The sequence below is a fragment of the Neobacillus paridis genome (genome assembly GCF_016765675.1).
GTDB lineage: Bacteria > Bacillota > Bacilli > Bacillales > Cytobacillaceae > Neobacillus > Neobacillus paridis.
In genome coordinates, this window is record NZ_JAESWB010000278.1 from 145,727 (window position 1) to 163,907 (window position 18,181).

Sequence of the window (18,181 nt, forward strand, 5' to 3'; positions counted from 1 at the left end):
TTTGGCTAATCTAACCATTAGAATCGGAATTTTCAGGGGGTGCAGTTGGATCTTGACCGTCACTGTTCCCATTGTTATGCCCGTTATTGTTTTCGTTCACATTTCCGTTTCCGTTACCAGTCCCATTTCCGTTACCAGTCCCGTTTCCATTATCGTTGCCATTCTCATTTCCCGTTCCATTCCCGCTGCCATTCTCATTCTGATTTCCATTATTGTTTCCAGTTTCATTTCCATTGCCATTATTGTTTTCATTCCCTGGTTGATTATCTTTGGCCGTTTTTGGGACTGTGATGGAAATCGTTACTGGATCACTCTTTTTACTTCCACTGATGGCTACAACCGTTATTTTGTATATTTTTCCTGGCTCAGCGGGAAGAGTTATCTTATTGTCCTGAGCTGTATAGTGTTTCTTACCGTCTGAGACATCAAATGTAACGGATTCATTTGTATTTTTATAGGACCAGGTTACCGCAATGCTATTTGTTGTTTCATCATAACTTGCTGCCAAATTAGTAGGAGAATCTAATTTGTAATATTTTTGCGAGACTGTTCTTGGCGCATGCCCCTTCAGTGCATATTCGATATCAACCTGGCTGCTTGGTGTATATTCACTGGCAAGAACCGGCGGCATTGACCCCTTTTCAATTCTAACCTTTTGCACCGAACTTGGCATTGTAAAGTCAGGTGTATCAATATCCTTGGATACATAGGCCATTAAGTCTTTAAAAATCAACTGGGCAATTCTTTGGTTATCACCAACTGCCAATATTGGAGTACTTCGATCTTTATAACCGGTCCAAATGGAGGCAGTGTAATTTGTCGTATATCCAGTAAACCAGGCGTCAGGTACTGCACTCCTGCTAGGAATATGCCACTTGCTTATCTCCTCATCTGTATAGTTGGTAGTACCTGTCTTACCGGCAATTGGCAGACCGGGAACTTTCGCTCTCACGCCGGTACCTGGATATTCTAAGACACTTTTTAACATGTCAGTAATCATGAAAGCAGTGGAATCCTTCATTGCCACTTTGGGCTCAGGTGCCAAACTGATAACAGTACCATCACGCAGCTCGATTTTTGTAACTGCATGCGGTTTTGTATAAACCCCATTATTACCAAAAGCACTGTAGGCACCGGCCATTTCCAGCGGGGAAACTCCGACTGTTTTTCCGCCAAAACCGCCGATTGCATAGGATTCGTAAATTTCTTTCAAGGGGATGCCGATACCCTTTGCGAAGTTTTTCGCTTTAACCAGCCCAACCTTCTGTAAGGTTTGGACGGCGGGACTGTTACGGGAAAGCTGCAGTGCTGTTCTAATCGTCATCGCACCCTTATAGGATTGGTCCCAGTTTCCAAACTTCTTCCCTGTTGAATAGGTAATTGGTTTATCCTCAATCATTTGATAGGTTCCCCAATTTAAATATTCGATCGCTGGGGCATAATCAAGCACAGGCTTAATCGTCGACCCAGGCTGCCGCCTTGTATCAATGGCATAGTTAAAGCCGCGTTGCACCTTTTGGTTCCTGCCGCCACCAATGGCCCGAATTTCTCCTGTTTTTGTATCAAGGAGGACAATTCCAGCCTGAAACTGATCGTCAGGATAGGGAATATCCTTTGAATTAAGAAGATTGTACACATGCTCTTGGGCATTTTTGTCTAATGTCGTATGAATGGTTAAGCCATCCGTCATAATATCAAAATCAGTATTTTCTTTTACTTCATCAATAACCGCATCGACAAACGAATCAAACGGCTTATCGTTTATCTTCCGGTCCTTTGGCTTCAGGACGGTGTCTTTCACCGAGACTTTTTTGGCCTCATCCATTTGCTTCTTGGTAATGTACCCATGCTGATACATGAGACTTAGAACAATATTCCGCCTTTTTTCAGCTAAATCCGGGTGGGTAAACGGATTATAATTATTAGGGCTTTGCGGCATCCCGGCGATTTGGGCCGCTTCCGCCAAATTTAATTCATTTAATTCCTTCCCATAATATACTTTAGCTGCGGTGGCAATACCATAATTGTTACCACCAACCAATACTTTGTTTACATACATTTCAAAAATCTGGTGTTTTGTGTATTTTTGTTCCAGTTGAAAAGCGAGCCATGCTTCCTGCACTTTACGTGAAAGTGTCTTTTTATTTGTTAAAAAGGCATTTTTCACGACCTGTTGAGTAATCGTACTGCCGCCTTCCGCCCCAAAGCCACGCTGGAAATTAGCTAAAACGGCCCCTGCAAAACGGATTGGGTCGATTCCATGATGCTTATAAAAGCGATAGTCTTCGGTCGCCAAAATGGCATTTTCAACGACTGGGGGGATGTCTTTATAATTGACGTATTCCCGATTAACGGCGCCAACTTCCGTTATTAAATCACCATTTTTATCTAAAACCTTCGAAGGGATCGGATCTTTTAATAATTTCGGATCAAGTGGCGGAGCATCTTTGACAAGATAAGCGAAAGTGCCAACTCCGGCGATAATACAAATAATACCAAATGCCACCAGGGACAGAAAAATCTTTTTCAAGAGACCCCGAGATTTTTTCTTTGGTTTTTGCTTAGCCTTTTGCTGCTGGAGCTTCTTTCGGCGTTCCTCTCTTGATTGATATTGTTCAGCCATTTTTGAAGTAACCTTCCTTTCTAACCTTTGGATTAGTATTAGCAAAGGTTAAGTGCATCTAATATTTTAATATAGTCGATTCGAGGTTGAAAACCAAGGGGGATGAAATAACCATTTTGCTCAATTTCACCTTTTGTGATCGATTTCCTACCTCCATTTTTCATTCTATCCCAAAATCCTAACAAATGCTTTGCCTCAAGGAAATACACTTCCTTCAATTTAGTAAACATTAGGATGACAAAACATATTCCTCCCTGTTCAATTACAGCTTGCATGTGTGAAATCTGATGCTGATGGAAATTTTTTAACGGAAAAGAAGTAAAATTTCTCGTTTCCTTCGCTTCAAAATCAATATATTTGCCCTTATATACTCCATTATAATCGGTAGTCGAGGCAAGTTTAAAATAAGCTTCTTTGATCACAGCAGCGCTTCGTTTCGGGTAATCGACCTGGACGATTTGAATCGGGGTCGGCTTCTTGTGAACGACAGCTATTTTTCTGTCTCGGTAATATTTATTGGTCTCATTTAAATCTTCTTCAAGTGTCATTCCCCGATTTCCATAGGATTCATTTTTGCCGGTATGAGTGATCCGGTTTTTTGGCAGCTCATTCTGGTTAAACTTTTTACCATTTGGATAATGAATCTCCATGTTATGCACCCCTTTATGCCATACTTTATCATACCAAATCTTTGGACAAATCGGATGAATAAATTGTCCAGTTCTACAGATGCTACTAACAATTGTACCTTCATTGTCAAGAAATAGCATGAATCTTATCAGTAAAACAGATACCGCGTTTCACAGATAATATAATATGGTTGGGAAATATATTTATCAACCCATTCCCTGCTCAGATAACTTATAAACTATTAAAAAGGGAAAGCAGAGTATATATGAATCATCTTACAATACAGGAACAGCATATTATCCGTCAAATTAGATGGGAAACTAAAAAGAAAAACGTCGATAATATCTCGCGGACAAATGCGTACTTTACTTACTTTAAACAGAATCCCGACATTCTTTGGGCTTTTCTAGCCAGCATGGTATCAAGGAATGGCGGCTGGAATATGTGTGACCTTAAAGGAAATATTTTTTCCCAACTGATTGCCCCTCAAACCAGAAAACAACTCTTTTTAACTTACGAAAGAGCCAATTGGCTTATATTCCAGGATGCCTTTCCACAGTTGCTTATTTATCAATATTCGACGAAATTCAGCCGACCTTTGTTTCATTTACTGCCTTACTTCAATATTTCCAAATTTATTCAGAGGGAATGGAAGCGTTATTGGGAGGAAAAGGACAGGGAACGTCTAACAACCGCGTTAATTATTAATGAGCAGAACGTAATTCAAACACCGGTAATCGAACATCCCGTTTATCAGAAGAAAGTTTTTCACTCTTTGCTGTTCCATTTTCAGGATTGGCTTCACTTCAGCTGTGTCCTCTTTCCCACTTGCGGCGGTGAGCTATATGGAGCTAGTGTCAATGGGTTCAGCAAATTATCAAACCGGATCGGCTTGGGGAAAAGGCTTGTCAGTATTCTCTTTCATCCCCGTCTGTTTCCCCATTTTTTTGAGTTTGCCGAAAAAACTGCGCATACCGGCTCCAGATATGATTATGAACAATTTTTCAAGCAAAAGACTGTTCGAAAAACGCCGATGCTGCGGACAAGCTTTCCTATAATCGAACACCATCAGCAGACATTTGAGGATTGGAGTCAACAACGGGTGATATCCCCGGCATGGTTGTACGTTCCGGCAAAGCACAAACACCCGATTCATTTAACGGATTGGTATTTTGCTAAGTCTTATCAGCTGGAACTATTGCTAACACTGCAAAAAGCGTTACAGCTAAAAGGCTTAAAATAAGAAAAGTGAAGGCCCCTCGAGGGGATAGGAGCCTGAACTGGACAATAACAAAAAGCAAGGTTGCCCTTGCTTTAGTGAAAGGTTTTAAATTAAGTTGATGGTCTGTCGGGGCCTTCAAGTTTTTTATCGCCATAACCGGCTCGTCTTTCTGTGTCAGCTTGCATCGGCTGCTTTTTATTCTTGTTATCTTTTTTAGACACTATCAACACCTCCGAGTATAGCTTGCGCTGTTTTTGGTTTTTCATGCGAAAGTGGAAATTGTCGAAGTAATAGCGGGAACTTGCCACAATGACACTATCTTTGACGAATCACTTCTAGTTTTGTCAAGGAGGAAGGAAGAAGAAATATAATGGAGAATAAAAGTGATTAAGAAAATACGAGGGGGATATAAAAATGACTGATTCACAAACCGAAAAGGAAAGACTCCTATCCATGCTGGCGGAAATCCAAGACCAATTAGAAGAATTAGAATCGGTTCTGGAGGCTTCTTTCTCCGAGCAGCGAAATAGAATGAAACGGGATGAGCAAAACAAATTAGTTAATACAGCCAATCAGCTTTCCAGCTTGGAAAACAAATATAGCCATTTTCATCACATATCCCATAATGAAGATAGGATTTGCACCGCTCCGGCTAAAACGCAAAACTTAAAATGGGCGTTTAAGTAATTCGATCGTTTAAAATGAACGGAATTCAAAGCATTGAGAATTCACTCCATAACTTCCGATAAAACCACCAAAAAAAGATGCCAAAGCATCTTTTTTAGTTGTTATTTCTGATGAGGGAGTTTTCGAGAGCCATTTCAGGGAATGTTGCTCCATGACTTTCTAGCTCACGAACTAATGTGCGATATTCTTTAATGCTAATTTCATTATAAATATAAGTCTTTTTGGCAAAATCCATGAGCGCATTAACATCTTCAGTAAAGTAATTTCGACTTTTGATAAATTTCTCTTTTAATTCGCGAATATTCATTTTTCTCCTCCTTCATCATTTTTTAGCTATTAGGAAAGTATAAAATTTCCACCCAATTTTATACTTTCCTATGTCGCATAAATTCAACTATGCCTCTGTCTTCGTCCTAACGGTCTCGCCAATCGGCAAGTTTTCATTTATATCGTAACATGAATGAAAGGGCTTTCTTAGTTTTTTAAAAATTTAAACTTTAGACAGACTTCCACTAATTTTGACAAAATCTTTATTCCTTGGCTTTATTCACCTTTCATTTTTGTCCTTCATAAAGTGTAATAGTGATAAATGCGGAGGAGATGTTTGCCCATGTTTGCTAAAAGGAGAGCAACGAATCACTTTTATAATGGATCCCAGGGGCAAATGATGAACCAAGTTCCCATGGGGTACCCACAAAACCAACTGCCATATACTGCTCAGCCCATTCCTTTTCAGCACCGGCCTCAAAAGCAAGAATGGAGTTTGATTCAGCGGCCTGGTCCTTTTTATCCACAAGGATTTCAACCATATACGCAAAGCTTTTATCCCGGTCCGGGACCTCAACAGTTGTCATATCAGAATCAATACGCTTTACAAAAAGATTCGCAGTTTTTATTTCAAAATCCGTTACAGCCGAAGGAAGAAATGATTACAAACCCTTACTTGCCGATCAATGGTTTCCCAATTATGAACCCGTACCCAAAACAAAGCTTCATTCCAAAACCTCCGAACGGAATACAGTCGATTATGAATTCCTTTAAATCGCAGGACGGGTCAGTGGATTTTAATAAAATGATGAATACGGCGGGACAAATGGTGAATGCCGTTACGCAGGTTTCATCACTTGTAAAGGGATTGGGAGGGATTTTTAAAACATAAAGAGACGGCCAATTAAGCCGTCTTTACAATTTTTGCTACTAAAATTAATCAATTTCAATCATTTTCCCTCTTTCTCGGGGAATGCGCACCCGTAATAGGCCGTCACGATATGAAGCTTTAATCATCTTTTCATTAATTGTATGGGGAAGTGAAATCGTTCTTGAGGATTGCTGACGGACAAATTTACGCTGATAAATTTGATTTCTGCTATCTTCGGCTGTTTCCAGTTCTTTATTTTCAACGGAAATTGTTAAGTAATTACCGGTAATGTTTAAGTGAATTTGTTCCTTTTTTACACCGGGTAGTTCAGCAGAAACAATATATTCATCTTCGGTTTCAACAGTATCTACGTGGAAGCCCCCCTCAAAAGGAAAAGGAGTTTTGAAAAACTCATCAATGGATTGCAAAAATCCTCTAATTGGCTTTTCATTAAAAAATTCGTTCATTGCTTTTCGAAAGTCGGCAAATGGATCCAGCGGCATTTTTGAGTTATTCTTATCGCTTGGAAGATTAGATGACAAGGTAAACCCCTCTCTTTCCCAATTTTCACACGATATCATATGCATTGAAAGCCGAGGTTGTGACATCTTTTCTATCCAGCGAAATGGAGGTTAATTATTCCTATGGGGGGTTTTTCAAAGCAAATGTGAAAAAAACCGCAGCAACGATCGGCTGCGGTGGTTAAACAAGGTGGATTTCCTCCATTAATATTTCAATATCCATAATCATATTTCCTTGATCATCGACTTCAATTAATTCATCTTTTTTCATTTTTGTCAGGGTCCGGCTGATGGTTTCTCTCGTTGTACCAATCATATTGGCTAAATCTTTGTTGGTAAAATGCGATTTTAACAAAATAGTTCCATCGTCTTGTTTCTCCCCATGATTTTTGGACAAACGAATTAACAGCTTGACGATTTGTTCATAGGTATTATTTAGGATTTGCTCTTCTAAACGGTTTTGTAAATCAACAATTTTTTCGCCTAACACCCTAAAAACCTTAATACAAAGCTCAGGATTTTCAATCAGGACGTTTTCAAATTTGGCAATTGGAATGGTGATCAGTGTCGCTGGTTCTAGCACTTCGGCATATGCAGGATAATCCCCTTTTCTGAAGAAGCCGACATGCGGAAACATATCGCCATTTTTCATAATGTTAACAATTTGTTCCTTGCCGCTGACATCACTTTTATATATTTTAATTTTTCCTCTATAAATAAAATAGACATTTTCGAGCGGGTCCCCTTGAAGGAAAACATGGCTGCGTTTTTTCCATTCCCTCACAATCGAAATATCCGTGATTTTTGTCAGCTCAAAATCATTTAAATCACGAAACAGGGAGAAGCCGGAAAGGAGTTTTTTTATCTCGTCAATCTTCATTCAATCACCTTCACAATATGTTCACTCACTTTATTGTAACAAATAGTAAGCCTGAATGATTACTTTTTTTGCCGAAAAATCATGGTCCTCTAAAAATACGATTATTTTTCTTTAATAACGAACGTTTATTCGCTAAAATAGAGATAATGGGGTGATATGGATGAGTTTGAAAAAAAGTTTACCGGAAATTCTTGAAGACTTAAAAATAAATGATGAATTCAAAGAAAATATTGTAACATGGCGTACGATTCCCGAGAAGGAAGCAAAAACTGTGGCATTGCCGGAGGATTTACATCCCGCACTCATAAAGGCGCTTCATGCTAAAGGAATTGAACAACTTTATACCCATCAGAAGTCAGCATATGAGAAGATCATGGCGGGCAATAATATGGTAGCAGTAACGCCAACTGCTTCTGGGAAAACATTATGTTACAACCTGCCTGTTTTGCAAACGATTCTAACGAATCCTAGTGTCCGGGCGCTCTATATGTTTCCGACCAAAGCACTCGCTCAAGACCAAAAGAGTGAGATCAATGAAATGATTCAAGCGGCAGGTGTTGAGGTAAATAGTTATACATATGACGGTGATACACCGGCAAATATCCGTGGACGGGTCAGAAAAGCAGGTCATGTGGTGATTACCAACCCGGATATGCTCCACTCGGCGATTCTGCCGCACCATACGAAATGGGTTTCATTATTCGAAAATCTAAAATTCGTTATCATCGATGAGCTTCATACGTACCGCGGCGTCTTTGGCAGTCATGTAGCCAATGTTATTAGAAGGTTAAAACGAATCTGCCGTTATTATGGCAGTCAGCCTGTTTTTATTTGTACGTCCGCTACGATTGCCAATCCGCGGGAACTGGCAGAAGCATTAACCGAGGAAAAAATGACACTCATTGATAATAATGGGGCACCGAGCGGGAGGAAGCATTTCGTTTTCTATAACCCGCCCATCGTTAATAAGCCGTTAAATATCAGAAAAAGTGCTACGCTCGAAGTCCGGAAGCTTGCCGGGGAGCTTTTAAAAAACAAAATCCAAACAATTATTTTTGCCAGGAGCAGAGTGAGGGTCGAAATTATCTTAACTTATCTACAGGAGTTAGTTAAACATCAATTAGGGCCTAAATCAATCGTAGGTTACCGCGGTGGTTACCTGCCGACCGAACGGCGGAAAATCGAGAAAGGCCTGCGCTCCGGTGAAATTTATGGAGTGGTCAGCACAAATGCACTCGAACTTGGTGTTGATATTGGCCAGCTGCAGGTTTGTATTATGACCGGATACCCTGGAACGATCTCCAGTGCCTGGCAGCAGGCCGGAAGAGCGGGGAGGAGACATGGAGAGGCCTTGGTTATTATGGTGGCGAGCTCAAGTCCGCTAGATCAATATATTATCCAGAATCCCGGCTACTTTTTTTCAAAAAGCCCGGAAACAGCAAGGATTAATCCTGATAATCTCATTATTTTAATTGATCATATGAAGTGTGCCGCCTATGAGCTGCCGTTTAAAGCAGGCGAAGAGTTCGGCGCTGTCGGGACTGAGGAACTGTTGGAGTATTTAACCGAGGAGCGGGTTCTTTACCGCAATGGAGATAAGTGGTACTGGATGAACGACTCTTTTCCCGCCCACAATATCAGCCTGCGTTCGGCCTCCCAGGAAAATGTGGTGATTGTTGACCAAACAGATGTCGCAAGTGTAAAAGTGATTGGTGAGATGGACCGGTTTTCAGCGATGACACTGCTTCATGATGAAGCAATTTATTTGCATCAAGGAAGGCAATTTCAAGTGGAAAAACTTGATTGGGAGGAAAAGAAGGCGTTTGTTCGTGAAGTCGATGTTGATTATTTTACGGATGCCAATTTAGCCGTCCAATTAAAAGTTTTAGAGGTCGATAAGCTGCAAACATCCAAAGCCGTGGAAATGGGTTTCGGTGATGTCAGTGTCAGAGCGATGGCAACGATTTTTAAAAAAATCAAGTTTGAAACGCATGAAAATATTGGTTCGGGACCGATTCATCTTCCCGAGGAAGAACTTCATACAAATGCCGCATGGATCTCATTACAGCAATCATTGACGGAAATGGGGCAGGATCGCCTTGAACAAGGTTTAATCGGTGTCGCGCATGCTTTAAATCATATTGCCCCGTTGTTTGTCATGGCTGATCCACAGGATATCCATGTCATTCCGCAGGTCAAGGCAGACCATAATGAAAAGCCAACGATCTTCTTTTATGATCGTTATCCAGGCGGCATCGGTTTAAGTGAAAAAATTTATGGTAGTATGGAACATGTCTTTTCCGAAACAAGGAAAATGATTATCGGCTGTGAATGTGAATCCGGCTGTCCGTCATGTATCGGTACGGAGGCAATCAATCAAACGGCCAAAAGGGACGCGTTAAAGATTATTGAAGCCTGCTTTCCAGCTTTTTATGTTGACAAGGAAGTGCCATCATGTCATTAAAAAATAAATTAAACCGCTTAAAACCATATTTATCGGGAGCAGAGCGGGCAGAAAAAAACAGTTCCTTGGCACCCAGCAACGCCATTGATGTGCCTTTCCAAGAACGCTGGGAAGAGGAAGGGATATTCCCTTATTTTTTCGATCAGAACTACTGTTTAGTCAGGGAAGTGAAATACCCCCTGGCGCAAAAACACGGACATTATCGATTTGAAGATTTTCTTACCGCGGTGGACATTTGGAATCATACGGCTATAAACCATCCGCTATCCGCCCGCGGATTCCAGCCGGAGGACCTGTTTTTTTTCGATACGGAAACCACCGGACTTGGAGGCGGTGTTGGTAATACAATTTTTTTACTTGGTTATGCCAGTGTTTCCGGCGATCAGTTAATTGTGCGTCAGCACATTCTTCCGCATCCGGGGGCAGAAGTCCCTTTATACCAAAGCTTTTTGGAAAAAGTGAATTATAAAACACTCGTTACTTACAATGGGAAATCGTTCGATTGGCCGCAGGTTAAAACAAGACATACGCTAGTAAGGGAGCATGTTCCGAAACTGCCGGCATTTGGTCACTTTGATTTATTTCATGCGGCAAGGAGGTTATGGAAACATAAATTGGATCGGATAAAACTAGCGGTGGTCGAGAAACAGGTTTTGGGGGTGGAAAGAGTGGATGACATCCCGGGCTTTTTGGCGCCGATGATTTATTTTGATTTCATTGAAAGCAAAAAGCCGGAGGGCATACTTGGCATTTTGAAACATAATGAAATCGATATTTTATCACTTGTGACGTTATATGCGCATCTCACGTTCCAATTATGCGGGGTGGACCCCGGTCGAACGAGGATGGAAACCTATGAGGTGGGGAAATGGTTTGCGGCAATTGGCGAAAGAGCCGAAGCAGAGAAAACATTCACAAAACTGACTGATAGCCAGGATTTAACCTCTTTTCACGCCAAACAGGCATTAGCCTTACAGGCAAAGAAAGACCGCGATTGGGAAAAGGCGAAACAATTATTTCTAGATGTTGCCGATTCAGAGGAAGAATTGTTAAGTCTGGAGGCTTGTGTTGAACTTGCGAAAATATATGAACATAGATTAATAGATTTACAACAGGCGGTCTTTTTTTGTGACAAGGCGCTTCGTCTGTCCTTACAGGTTAGGGGCAAGGCTAAATTATCAGGTGAAACCTCAGGGGAACGTCTGAAAAAAAGACATGATCGCTTAACGAAAAAATTGGCTAAACTTTCCTGATATTAGCCAGTTTTAGCAAACATGATACAAAAAAACTGATGGTTGGGCAATTTTATTAGAAGTAACAAAATGTTCACATTTGCAACCGAAAAAACCAGTAATTCCATATTGTTAATCTTCAGTTAACAAGGTACAATTTACAATTGTTGAGAAAAACAACTCTAGAAACTTATGGAGCTGGTATTATGTACAAAGCGATTTTATTCTTATTTTTTGTGGTCGTCTGTTTAACTGCTGTCGTTTTTACCAGTCTGAAAGATAGCTTTTATTCATTTTTTTAACCATCGCTGGGCTTGGTCTTTGAGCACTTGAAGATGGTTATAAACACAATTGGAATTAACCGCGAAAAATAGGTATTTTCATTAGTACAAGAGTACTCCTTTCTTCATAGGCTGTTAATGTAAACACTATATGAATGGAAGGGAGATAAAAACTATGTTTCTTGGAGCTAATGTTACACCACCGGTTATTCATCCGACCACCAATTTTGTGAATCATACTTTTTCTACTACGGTGGTGCCGCATATTCATCCGGTCCATACCACAACGGTAAACCATCATATGTTCCAGCATAAGCATTACTGTCCACACACCTCTTCTTGTTGCGAAGATGTATGTAATCAGCATGTGAACTGCTGTAATCCATGTGCACCAGGCGGAATGCCAGCTGCTAATGCGATGCCGGGATTTGGAATGGGTATGGGTGCTGCAGGATTCGGTCCAGGACCGTTTATGGGACCCAGACCTTAGAGCTTAAAGGAGTAAAATATATTTCAGGGGCTTTTAGCCCTTGTTTTTTATTTCTTTTTCTTATTGATATGGTATGCTGATTTTAAAAAAAATGTTTGTCCTATTTTAAAAAATTTTTGCTGAAGGAGAGCATTCTTGATTAAAGTATTAGCGATTTCCGGTTATAAGCCATTTGAGTTAGGGATATTTAAAAACGACCACCCATCTGTTTCCTTTATCAAAGCGGCGATTAAAAAGGCTTTAATACCTAAACTGGAGGAGGGACTGGAGTGGGTTCTAATCAGCGGACAATTGGGTGTGGAGCTGTGGGCAGCGGAAGTTGTTTTCGATTTGCAAATTGACTTCCCTGATTTAAAGCTTGCGGTGATTACTCCATTTCTCGATCAAGAAACGATGTGGAATGAGCAGAATCAAAAATGGTATGAATCGGTTCTGATGCAAGCCGACTTTGTAGATTCCGTGACCAAAAAAGGCTATGAAAAGCCGTGGCAATTTCGCTTGAAAAATCAGTTTTTTCTCGATAAAAGTGATGGCCTTTTATTGCTGTATGATCATGAGAAAGAAGGCAGTCCAAAATACTTATTTGAATTGGCCATGCAGTATCAGAAGAATCATGATTATCCGATTGAACTTATTACCTTCTCTGATTTACAAATGATCATCGAAGAAGAACAATGGAAACATTGGGAATATTAGCTATTTAAAGGAATAGTAATTGATTGTTGAATATAATCAATTATGATCTTACATCTTAGCTTAAGAAAATTGACAAAACCACAGATTTTTGAAAAAATAATAGGTAATGATGGGCAAAACTTGAGGTGATTTAAATGCTGTCAGATAAAATAAAATTAACCGCCAAAGATATTTTAGAGAAAGAATTTAAAACTGCCGTACGCGGTTATAAACAAGAAGAAGTAGATAAGTTTTTAGACCTAATCATCAAAGATTATGGTACAATGCATCAGGAAATTGAAGATCTTCAGCAGGAAAATCTAAGACTGCGAAAACAGCTTGAAGAGGTCTCGAAAAGACAGCCTGTGGCACAACCTGCCGGGACAACTAATTTTGATATTTTAAAGCGATTATCCAATCTCGAAAAGCATGTATTCGGCAATAAACTTGATGATTAACAGGGGATACCACGATTTCCAAATAATTACCATTGAATTAACAGCATGAGATACATATAATAAGATAGTAATCATTACTAACGTTCGGGTAATCGCGGCAATATTTGCTGAGGAAAGTCCATGCTCGCACGATGCTGAGATGCTCGTAGTGTTCGTGCCTAGCGAATTCATAAGCTAGGGCAGCCGGCGAAGCCGGTTGACGGCCGGGAAAATACCTAAGTCCGTTGGGATATGGTATGAATACCTATAAAAGTGCCACAGTGACGTAGCCTTTTCAGAAATGGAAAGGGTGGAACGGGTAAACCCCACGAGCGAGAAACCCAAATTATGGTAGGGGCATCTTCCCGGAGGAATTGAACAAAGGGAAGGACAGATGTAAAAATCTGTAGATAGATGATTACCGCCTTTGTACGAGATCTATGTCGTTTGTAGTACAGAGGAACAGAACATGGCTTACAGAACGTTTTTAATGAATAATTTTTGCCAATAATCGCCCTCCTAAATTGGGAGGGCCTTTTATTCGTATATAGGACTATTTTGTTATTGGACCATAATAATGGCTAAGAAAACAGCACATAGCAACGATAAGGGTGAAAATATGGGTACATATCAGATTATTGCGACCGCTGCGATGGGGCTGGAAGCGTTGGTTGCCAAAGAGGTACGGGCACTTGGATATGAATGCCAAGTTGAAAATGGTAAAGTCACATATACGGGAGATGAAAGCGCCATTGCCAGAAGTAATCTGTGGCTTCGAACGGCTGACAGGATCAAGCTAAAGGTCGGTGAATTCAAGGCTTTTACCTTTGATGAATTATTCGAACGGACAAAAGCCCTTCCTTGGGAAGAATTCCTGCCGGAGGACGCTGAGTTCCCTGTGATTGGGAAATCAGTAAAATCGAAGCTGTTCAGTGTTTCCGATTGTCAGGCGATTGTCAAAAAAGCGATTGTCGAACGAATGAAACAGCATTATAAACAAAATAGTTGGTTTGCGGAAAATGGCCCTTTATACCGGATTGAAGTGGCCTTATTAAAGGATCTAGCCACCATTACAATCGATGCCAGCGGACAGGGTCTGCATAAACGGGGCTATCGGACTGCCCAAGGGGAAGCACCGCTAAAAGAAACATTGGCTGCAGCCCTTATCATGTTGACTAATTGGCATCCTGATCGGCCATTCTACGACCCTTTCTGCGGCTCCGGCACGATTCCAATTGAAGCGGCTTTAATTGGCCAAAATATCGCTCCGGGTTTTAACCGTGATTTCGTTTCTGAGGAGTGGAAGTGGCTTTCTTCCCGGGTCTGGGAAGAGGCTAGAATCGAGGCGGAGGATTTGGCAAAATATGATCAACCGCTTGATATAACTGGCTCTGACATCGATCATCGCATGGTAAAAATCGCACAGGAAAATGCCTTTGAGGCCGGTTTTGGCGATCTGGTCCATTTTAAGCAAATGCAAGTGAAGGATTTTACAGCAACAAAAGAATACGGTGTGATTGTCGGGAACCCTCCCTATGGTGAAAGGATTGGCGAGAAAACGGCTGTTGAAGCAATGTATCGTGATATGGGGCAAGTCTTTAGCCGTTTTGATACCTGGTCCATTTACATATTGACCTCGAATGAACAATTCGAGCAATTATATGGAAAGCCGGCAACAAAGAAACGTAAGCTTTATAACGGTTCGATTCGTACCGATTTATACCAATATTGGGGCAGGAAACCGCCGCGAAATCATGAAGTTTGACACGATTCAATAAGAAAAGCGAAAGCGCCTTTGGTGGAGCTTCCGCTTTTCTTTGTCCAGCTGCAGCGCCTAACCCCTCGAGGTCAAAGAACATTTGCTTGTCGGGGCTGACCAAGGCGCTTCCGCTATTCTTTTTAGGGTGTTTTTGCCTATCCTCCCGAAAAGGTGGAATAAGGAGTACTTTACTGGGAGGTACTCCTTAAAAATCTCTTACTCAGTTTATGTTATTACGTTTAATTGCGCTAATTCCTGAATGATTGCCTCCATGTCAACAGACTCTTGTTGTATATTAAACTCGTATCTTCCATAGAAGTTAATATGTTGCCATGCAACTGGGGATATTTGTTTCATAACATCCGAATCCAGTCCCTTTGTTTCTCTGTAAGCCAACATATTAGATAAAATACTAGCATTGTAATAAATAATGCAATTGGAGAGTAAGCGACTGCATTCGCCCCAGATATGTTGGTCATTTTTGAAACGTAATTTTCCAAAATTAGCAAAGGATACTGCTTTGCGTAATTTATGATAACTTTCCCCCCGATTTAATGCCTTTTGCACATTCCGTCTTAAGGGTGGAGAATCAATATAATCCAAAAAATATAGACTTCTTATGATGTTATCGTACTCCCATAAAGCACGTTTGGTTTTGTTCTTCCGTGCATAAGCACTTAATTTACCAATAATAATGCTTTGTGTGGTTGTATTAACTGCAAGGGATAGCATAATTCGTTAAATATTTTCCCATTCTTCTATAATAAGATTCGTATTTATCTTTCGAACTAGCTTGGATGTTTGAATCTGTAAAGAGATTTGTTGACCTTATCGTGAATATCCTTGTAGCGTGGCGCAAACTGATAGCCAAAAAAGTGAAGAATAGCAAAATTCACTTCGTTGGTTCCATGTGTATCCGTGGAATGCACATCAGGCTGAATATCAGTTGTGTTATTAAATAAAATGTCAAATACATAATGACTTTCATGCTCGTTGGCCCCAATGATTCGGGCGTTAACAGGGATATGGTTGGCTACCATTGTGTAGGAAGCAATCCTTTTACCAAGACCAAAGTATTTAGGTGAATGACGGGAATTAATGGTATTGATTCGAGTCTCAGCTTTCTGTCCATCACTACTAGAATGAATCGTCTCCCCAATGTCATAATGTTTAAAGATTGGGAGTTTGGCTATTGCATTACTGATACAATCATTAGCTTCTTTTAAAGTCTCCAGACGGATAAAGTTATCAGATGTGGCAGCCAGTAACGGATAGCTATCAGAAATTTCCCCCATTCTCCCTAACCCCATGTTGGTTCCCCAAGCAATCAGACATGCGACAAGAATTCGATTGTCTTTATTCTGTTTGGCATAACGACCCAAGATGTGCTCAAATGAGTCAAGGAATTGACAGTGCTGCTGAACAAAATGCAAGACACTCCTAATGTCTATTTGCTTTAATGTATCATAGAATAATGATTAATAGATTCTGTGTCCCGAGTATAAGGTAATGTCCATCGGGTATGTGAACCCCGTTTTTTGATTTGAAGATGCTTATTTTCCCCAGATGAAATACTCTGGTTAACTTTAGTAATTCGATCTTCTAATCGCTTCTCAAGCTCCACTAAATGACTATGAATGAGTTGGTTAAAAATCGTCAGACCAGTATCAGCGATCAACATTTCTTTCTGTTCCCATTGACGATCATTGATCAGGTCATCCTCAAAACTGCGAAATCGGATACTATCACGACAAAAAATATCTCCTGCTTCCAAACGGTTGCGTAGGAGGCGATAGACTAAAAATTCATAGCGATCTGCTAAAATTGTTTTTTGTTCATAGATATAACGCTTCACACCATCGGATATGAAACCATTTGGCAAATGATCTGAGTGATATTGTCCTAACGCTTTATTATTATTAAAAGCAGTTTTCATAAAATTCACTGCTTTAATTAATAGATCATTTGGAGAAGGAGCTACGAAATCAACCTGCAAAAATATAGGTCTTAAATAACGTTTAAATCGTCGTGCCTGCTGATCAATATGTTCCCATTGGAAGGCAGTTTCATCATATTTTATATTTATAGTAATCTGTTTCGCTACGGATTCCAGTTTCTGACGTTCCAGAATAGTAAATGCACGGTCTTGAATATCCTTAAAGGGAGTATTGGCAGGAATATGATCATCAGTGAATATTTTAAACAGTTCCCCTGCTTTTTTCATGTCTTGATTACTCTCTGTATAGCACTTCGTAAACTCGTTCTTTTGCTGCTAATTTAGCTTCATCTGAATAACCCCTTACGCTATATATGAGGGTGTTGATCAGGTTGTCATGCATTCGTTGATAGCGATGGGATACAAAACATAACAAATAGACATAAACAATCCATACATTCAGCCGTTTGAGATTGTAGACAGAGTAGTAACTTACTAATGAAGCATAGTACTTGATGCTTTCGTTGGAAATACTTAATTTTGGTAACCTTGAGATTTGGCGAGCGCTATACCTTCGGCTTGGCGCTGTTTGATTTTCTTTCGTTCTTGTTCGGCCACATAAGAGAGAGGGCTTAGAAACTGATCTTCCATTAACTTTCCGATATCTCCCATCTCTCTTATATTTACGACTATCAAACAACGTTTCGTTTTCCAACACGACAATATTTGCTTGAATGTTCCTTGTGATGTATTTCCATTCGTGGATAATCCCTTCGTAATCCCTCCCCAATCGATCTAGGGCATCCAGATAAAGGAGATCCCCTTTTCGCAGGTTACGCTTCATCGTCTGGTAGCTGGGGCGATTAAAGTCTTTTCCACTTTGTTTATCAACAAAGATCATTCGCTCTTCGATGCCTAAATCTAACATTTTTTTCATTTGACGTTCTTCATTTTGATCTGTGGATGAAACGCGAACATAACCGATCTTTACAACGAACTTCCTCCAGAAGATTTATTTTCTTCTATCATTCTACTATATTTCGTTTCCAAAGGTATGATGAGTTTAATAAACGTATATAAAATCACTAGTGTTGCATTAATTTAATTTAACTATTAGGAATACTCGAAATGTTCAATTTTATTATTCTCTGCAAAGAAAAAGTCCTTTATAATGGATAGGTCAGGTGGTAATCCGTCCAAATCCAA

Annotated in this window: 15 protein-coding genes, 1 other RNA gene and 2 pseudogenes; 10 read left to right on the forward strand and 8 right to left on the reverse strand. The window is 40.2% G+C overall.

The features are described from left to right. Nucleotides 1-10: 10 nt before the first annotated feature. Together JK635_RS18530 and recU are read right to left on the reverse strand one after the other, a co-directional pair. A complete protein-coding gene (locus JK635_RS18530) occupies nt 11-2,623 on the reverse strand; it encodes a transglycosylase domain-containing protein (protein WP_202655423.1) in 2,613 nt (870 codons plus the stop codon). A 38-nt stretch (nt 2,624-2,661) separates the two neighbouring features. Continuing rightward, entirely contained in the window at nt 2,662-3,273 is a 612-nt protein-coding gene (gene recU / locus JK635_RS18535) for a Holliday junction resolvase RecU (RefSeq protein ID WP_202655424.1), read from the reverse strand. Nucleotides 3,274-3,518: 245 nt separating this feature from the next. Between recU and JK635_RS18540 the strand changes: the two genes are divergently transcribed. After that, on the forward strand, nt 3,519-4,496 hold the full coding sequence (locus JK635_RS18540; RefSeq protein WP_202655425.1) for a DUF2515 domain-containing protein: 978 nt from the start codon (nt 3,519-3,521) through the stop codon (nt 4,494-4,496). Between the two features lie 393 nt (nt 4,497-4,889). Continuing rightward, the gene (locus tag JK635_RS18545; RefSeq protein WP_202655426.1) at nt 4,890-5,162 is read left to right on the forward strand and encodes a hypothetical protein; all 273 of its coding nucleotides are present in this window, start codon (nt 4,890-4,892) and stop codon (nt 5,160-5,162) included. Nucleotides 5,163-5,256: 94 nt separating this feature from the next. Here JK635_RS18545 and yppF read toward each other — a convergent pair whose 3' ends face one another. Together yppF and JK635_RS24390 are read right to left on the reverse strand one after the other, a co-directional pair. Further along, nucleotides 5,257-5,469: a YppF family protein gene (yppF, locus tag JK635_RS18550; RefSeq protein WP_202655427.1), complete on the reverse strand. Its 213-nt coding sequence runs from the start codon at nt 5,467-5,469 to the stop codon at nt 5,257-5,259. Between the two features lie 310 nt (nt 5,470-5,779). After that, nucleotides 5,780-6,016 (reverse strand): hypothetical protein, encoded by a 237-nt coding sequence (locus JK635_RS24390; protein WP_235888202.1) that lies wholly within the window; start codon nt 6,014-6,016, stop codon nt 5,780-5,782. Here JK635_RS24390 and JK635_RS24395 point away from each other — a divergent pair. Next, nucleotides 6,010-6,321, forward strand: a complete 312-nt coding sequence (locus JK635_RS24395; RefSeq protein WP_235888203.1) for a YppG family protein — start codon at nt 6,010-6,012, stop codon at nt 6,319-6,321. The genes JK635_RS24390 and JK635_RS24395 overlap by 7 nt on opposite strands. Nucleotides 6,322-6,365: 44 nt before the next feature. Here JK635_RS24395 and JK635_RS18560 read toward each other — a convergent pair whose 3' ends face one another. Then, complete coding sequence (locus tag JK635_RS18560) at nt 6,366-6,842, reverse strand: Hsp20/alpha crystallin family protein (RefSeq protein ID WP_235888204.1); 477 nt, start codon at nt 6,840-6,842, stop codon at nt 6,366-6,368. A 160-nt stretch (nt 6,843-7,002) separates the two neighbouring features. Beyond that, on the reverse strand, nt 7,003-7,701 hold the full coding sequence (locus JK635_RS18565; protein ID WP_202655428.1) for a Crp/Fnr family transcriptional regulator: 699 nt from the start codon (nt 7,699-7,701) through the stop codon (nt 7,003-7,005). A gap of 160 nt (nt 7,702-7,861) precedes the next feature. On the opposite strand from JK635_RS18565, the gene JK635_RS18570 reads away from it, so the two are divergent. From JK635_RS18570 to JK635_RS18600, 7 genes are all read left to right on the forward strand, one after another. Beyond that, nucleotides 7,862-10,165, forward strand: a complete 2,304-nt coding sequence (locus JK635_RS18570; RefSeq protein WP_202655429.1) for a DEAD/DEAH box helicase — start codon at nt 7,862-7,864, stop codon at nt 10,163-10,165. Then, complete coding sequence (locus JK635_RS18575; protein ID WP_202655430.1) at nt 10,156-11,418, forward strand: ribonuclease H-like domain-containing protein; 1,263 nt, start codon at nt 10,156-10,158, stop codon at nt 11,416-11,418. Before JK635_RS18570 ends, JK635_RS18575 begins: the two co-directional genes overlap by 10 nt. Before the next feature lie 435 nt (nt 11,419-11,853). Next, the gene (locus JK635_RS18580; protein ID WP_202655431.1) at nt 11,854-12,168 is read left to right on the forward strand and encodes a CotD family spore coat protein; all 315 of its coding nucleotides are present in this window, start codon (nt 11,854-11,856) and stop codon (nt 12,166-12,168) included. 138 nt (nt 12,169-12,306) lie between these two features. Next, a complete protein-coding gene (locus JK635_RS18585; protein WP_202655451.1) occupies nt 12,307-12,864 on the forward strand; it encodes an SLOG family protein in 558 nt (185 codons plus the stop codon). 134 nt (nt 12,865-12,998) lie between these two features. Beyond that, nucleotides 12,999-13,301, forward strand: a complete 303-nt coding sequence (gene gpsB / locus JK635_RS18590; RefSeq protein ID WP_202655432.1) for a cell division regulator GpsB — start codon at nt 12,999-13,001, stop codon at nt 13,299-13,301. An 80-nt stretch (nt 13,302-13,381) separates the two neighbouring features. Next, an RNA gene (gene rnpB / locus JK635_RS18595) (RNase P RNA component class B) lies at nt 13,382-13,762 on the forward strand. 137 nt (nt 13,763-13,899) lie between these two features. Then, nucleotides 13,900-15,045 carry a THUMP domain-containing class I SAM-dependent RNA methyltransferase gene (locus JK635_RS18600; protein ID WP_202655452.1) on the forward strand — a complete coding sequence of 382 codons (1,146 nt, stop codon included), beginning with the start codon at nt 13,900-13,902 and terminating at the stop codon, nt 15,043-15,045. 219 nt (nt 15,046-15,264) lie between these two features. On the opposite strand, the pseudogene JK635_RS25895 reads toward JK635_RS18600, so the two are convergent. After that, nucleotides 15,265-17,522, reverse strand: a pseudogene (locus JK635_RS25895) (Tn3 family transposase); the annotation flags it as partial. Next, nucleotides 17,522-17,912, reverse strand: a pseudogene (locus JK635_RS18620) (recombinase family protein); the annotation flags it as partial. The pseudogenes JK635_RS25895 and JK635_RS18620, both read right to left, overlap by 1 nt. Nucleotides 17,913-18,181 lie beyond the last annotated feature (269 nt).

Bases quoted from the DNA above. Each gene is read 5' to 3' on its own strand.
- JK635_RS18575 (WP_202655430.1), top strand. From the start codon at position 10,156: ATGTCATTAAAAAATAAATTAAACCGCTTAAAACCATATTTATCGGGA.
- JK635_RS18565 (WP_202655428.1), bottom strand. From the start codon at position 7,701: ATGAAGATTGACGAGATAAAAAAACTCCTTTCCGGCTTCTCCCTGTTT.
- JK635_RS18530 (WP_202655423.1), bottom strand. From the start codon at position 2,623: ATGGCTGAACAATATCAATCAAGAGAGGAACGCCGAAAGAAGCTCCAG.
- JK635_RS18600 (WP_202655452.1), top strand. From the start codon at position 13,900: ATGGGTACATATCAGATTATTGCGACCGCTGCGATGGGGCTGGAAGCG.
- JK635_RS18580 (WP_202655431.1), top strand. From the start codon at position 11,854: ATGTTTCTTGGAGCTAATGTTACACCACCGGTTATTCATCCGACCACC.
- JK635_RS18545 (WP_202655426.1), top strand. From the start codon at position 4,890: ATGACTGATTCACAAACCGAAAAGGAAAGACTCCTATCCATGCTGGCG.
- yppF (WP_202655427.1), bottom strand. From the start codon at position 5,469: ATGAATATTCGCGAATTAAAAGAGAAATTTATCAAAAGTCGAAATTAC.
- JK635_RS18570 (WP_202655429.1), top strand. From the start codon at position 7,862: ATGAGTTTGAAAAAAAGTTTACCGGAAATTCTTGAAGACTTAAAAATA.
- recU (WP_202655424.1), bottom strand. From the start codon at position 3,273: ATGGAGATTCATTATCCAAATGGTAAAAAGTTTAACCAGAATGAGCTG.
- JK635_RS18540 (WP_202655425.1), top strand. From the start codon at position 3,519: ATGAATCATCTTACAATACAGGAACAGCATATTATCCGTCAAATTAGA.
- gpsB (WP_202655432.1), top strand. From the start codon at position 12,999: ATGCTGTCAGATAAAATAAAATTAACCGCCAAAGATATTTTAGAGAAA.
- JK635_RS24390 (WP_235888202.1), bottom strand. From the start codon at position 6,016: ATGACAACTGTTGAGGTCCCGGACCGGGATAAAAGCTTTGCGTATATG.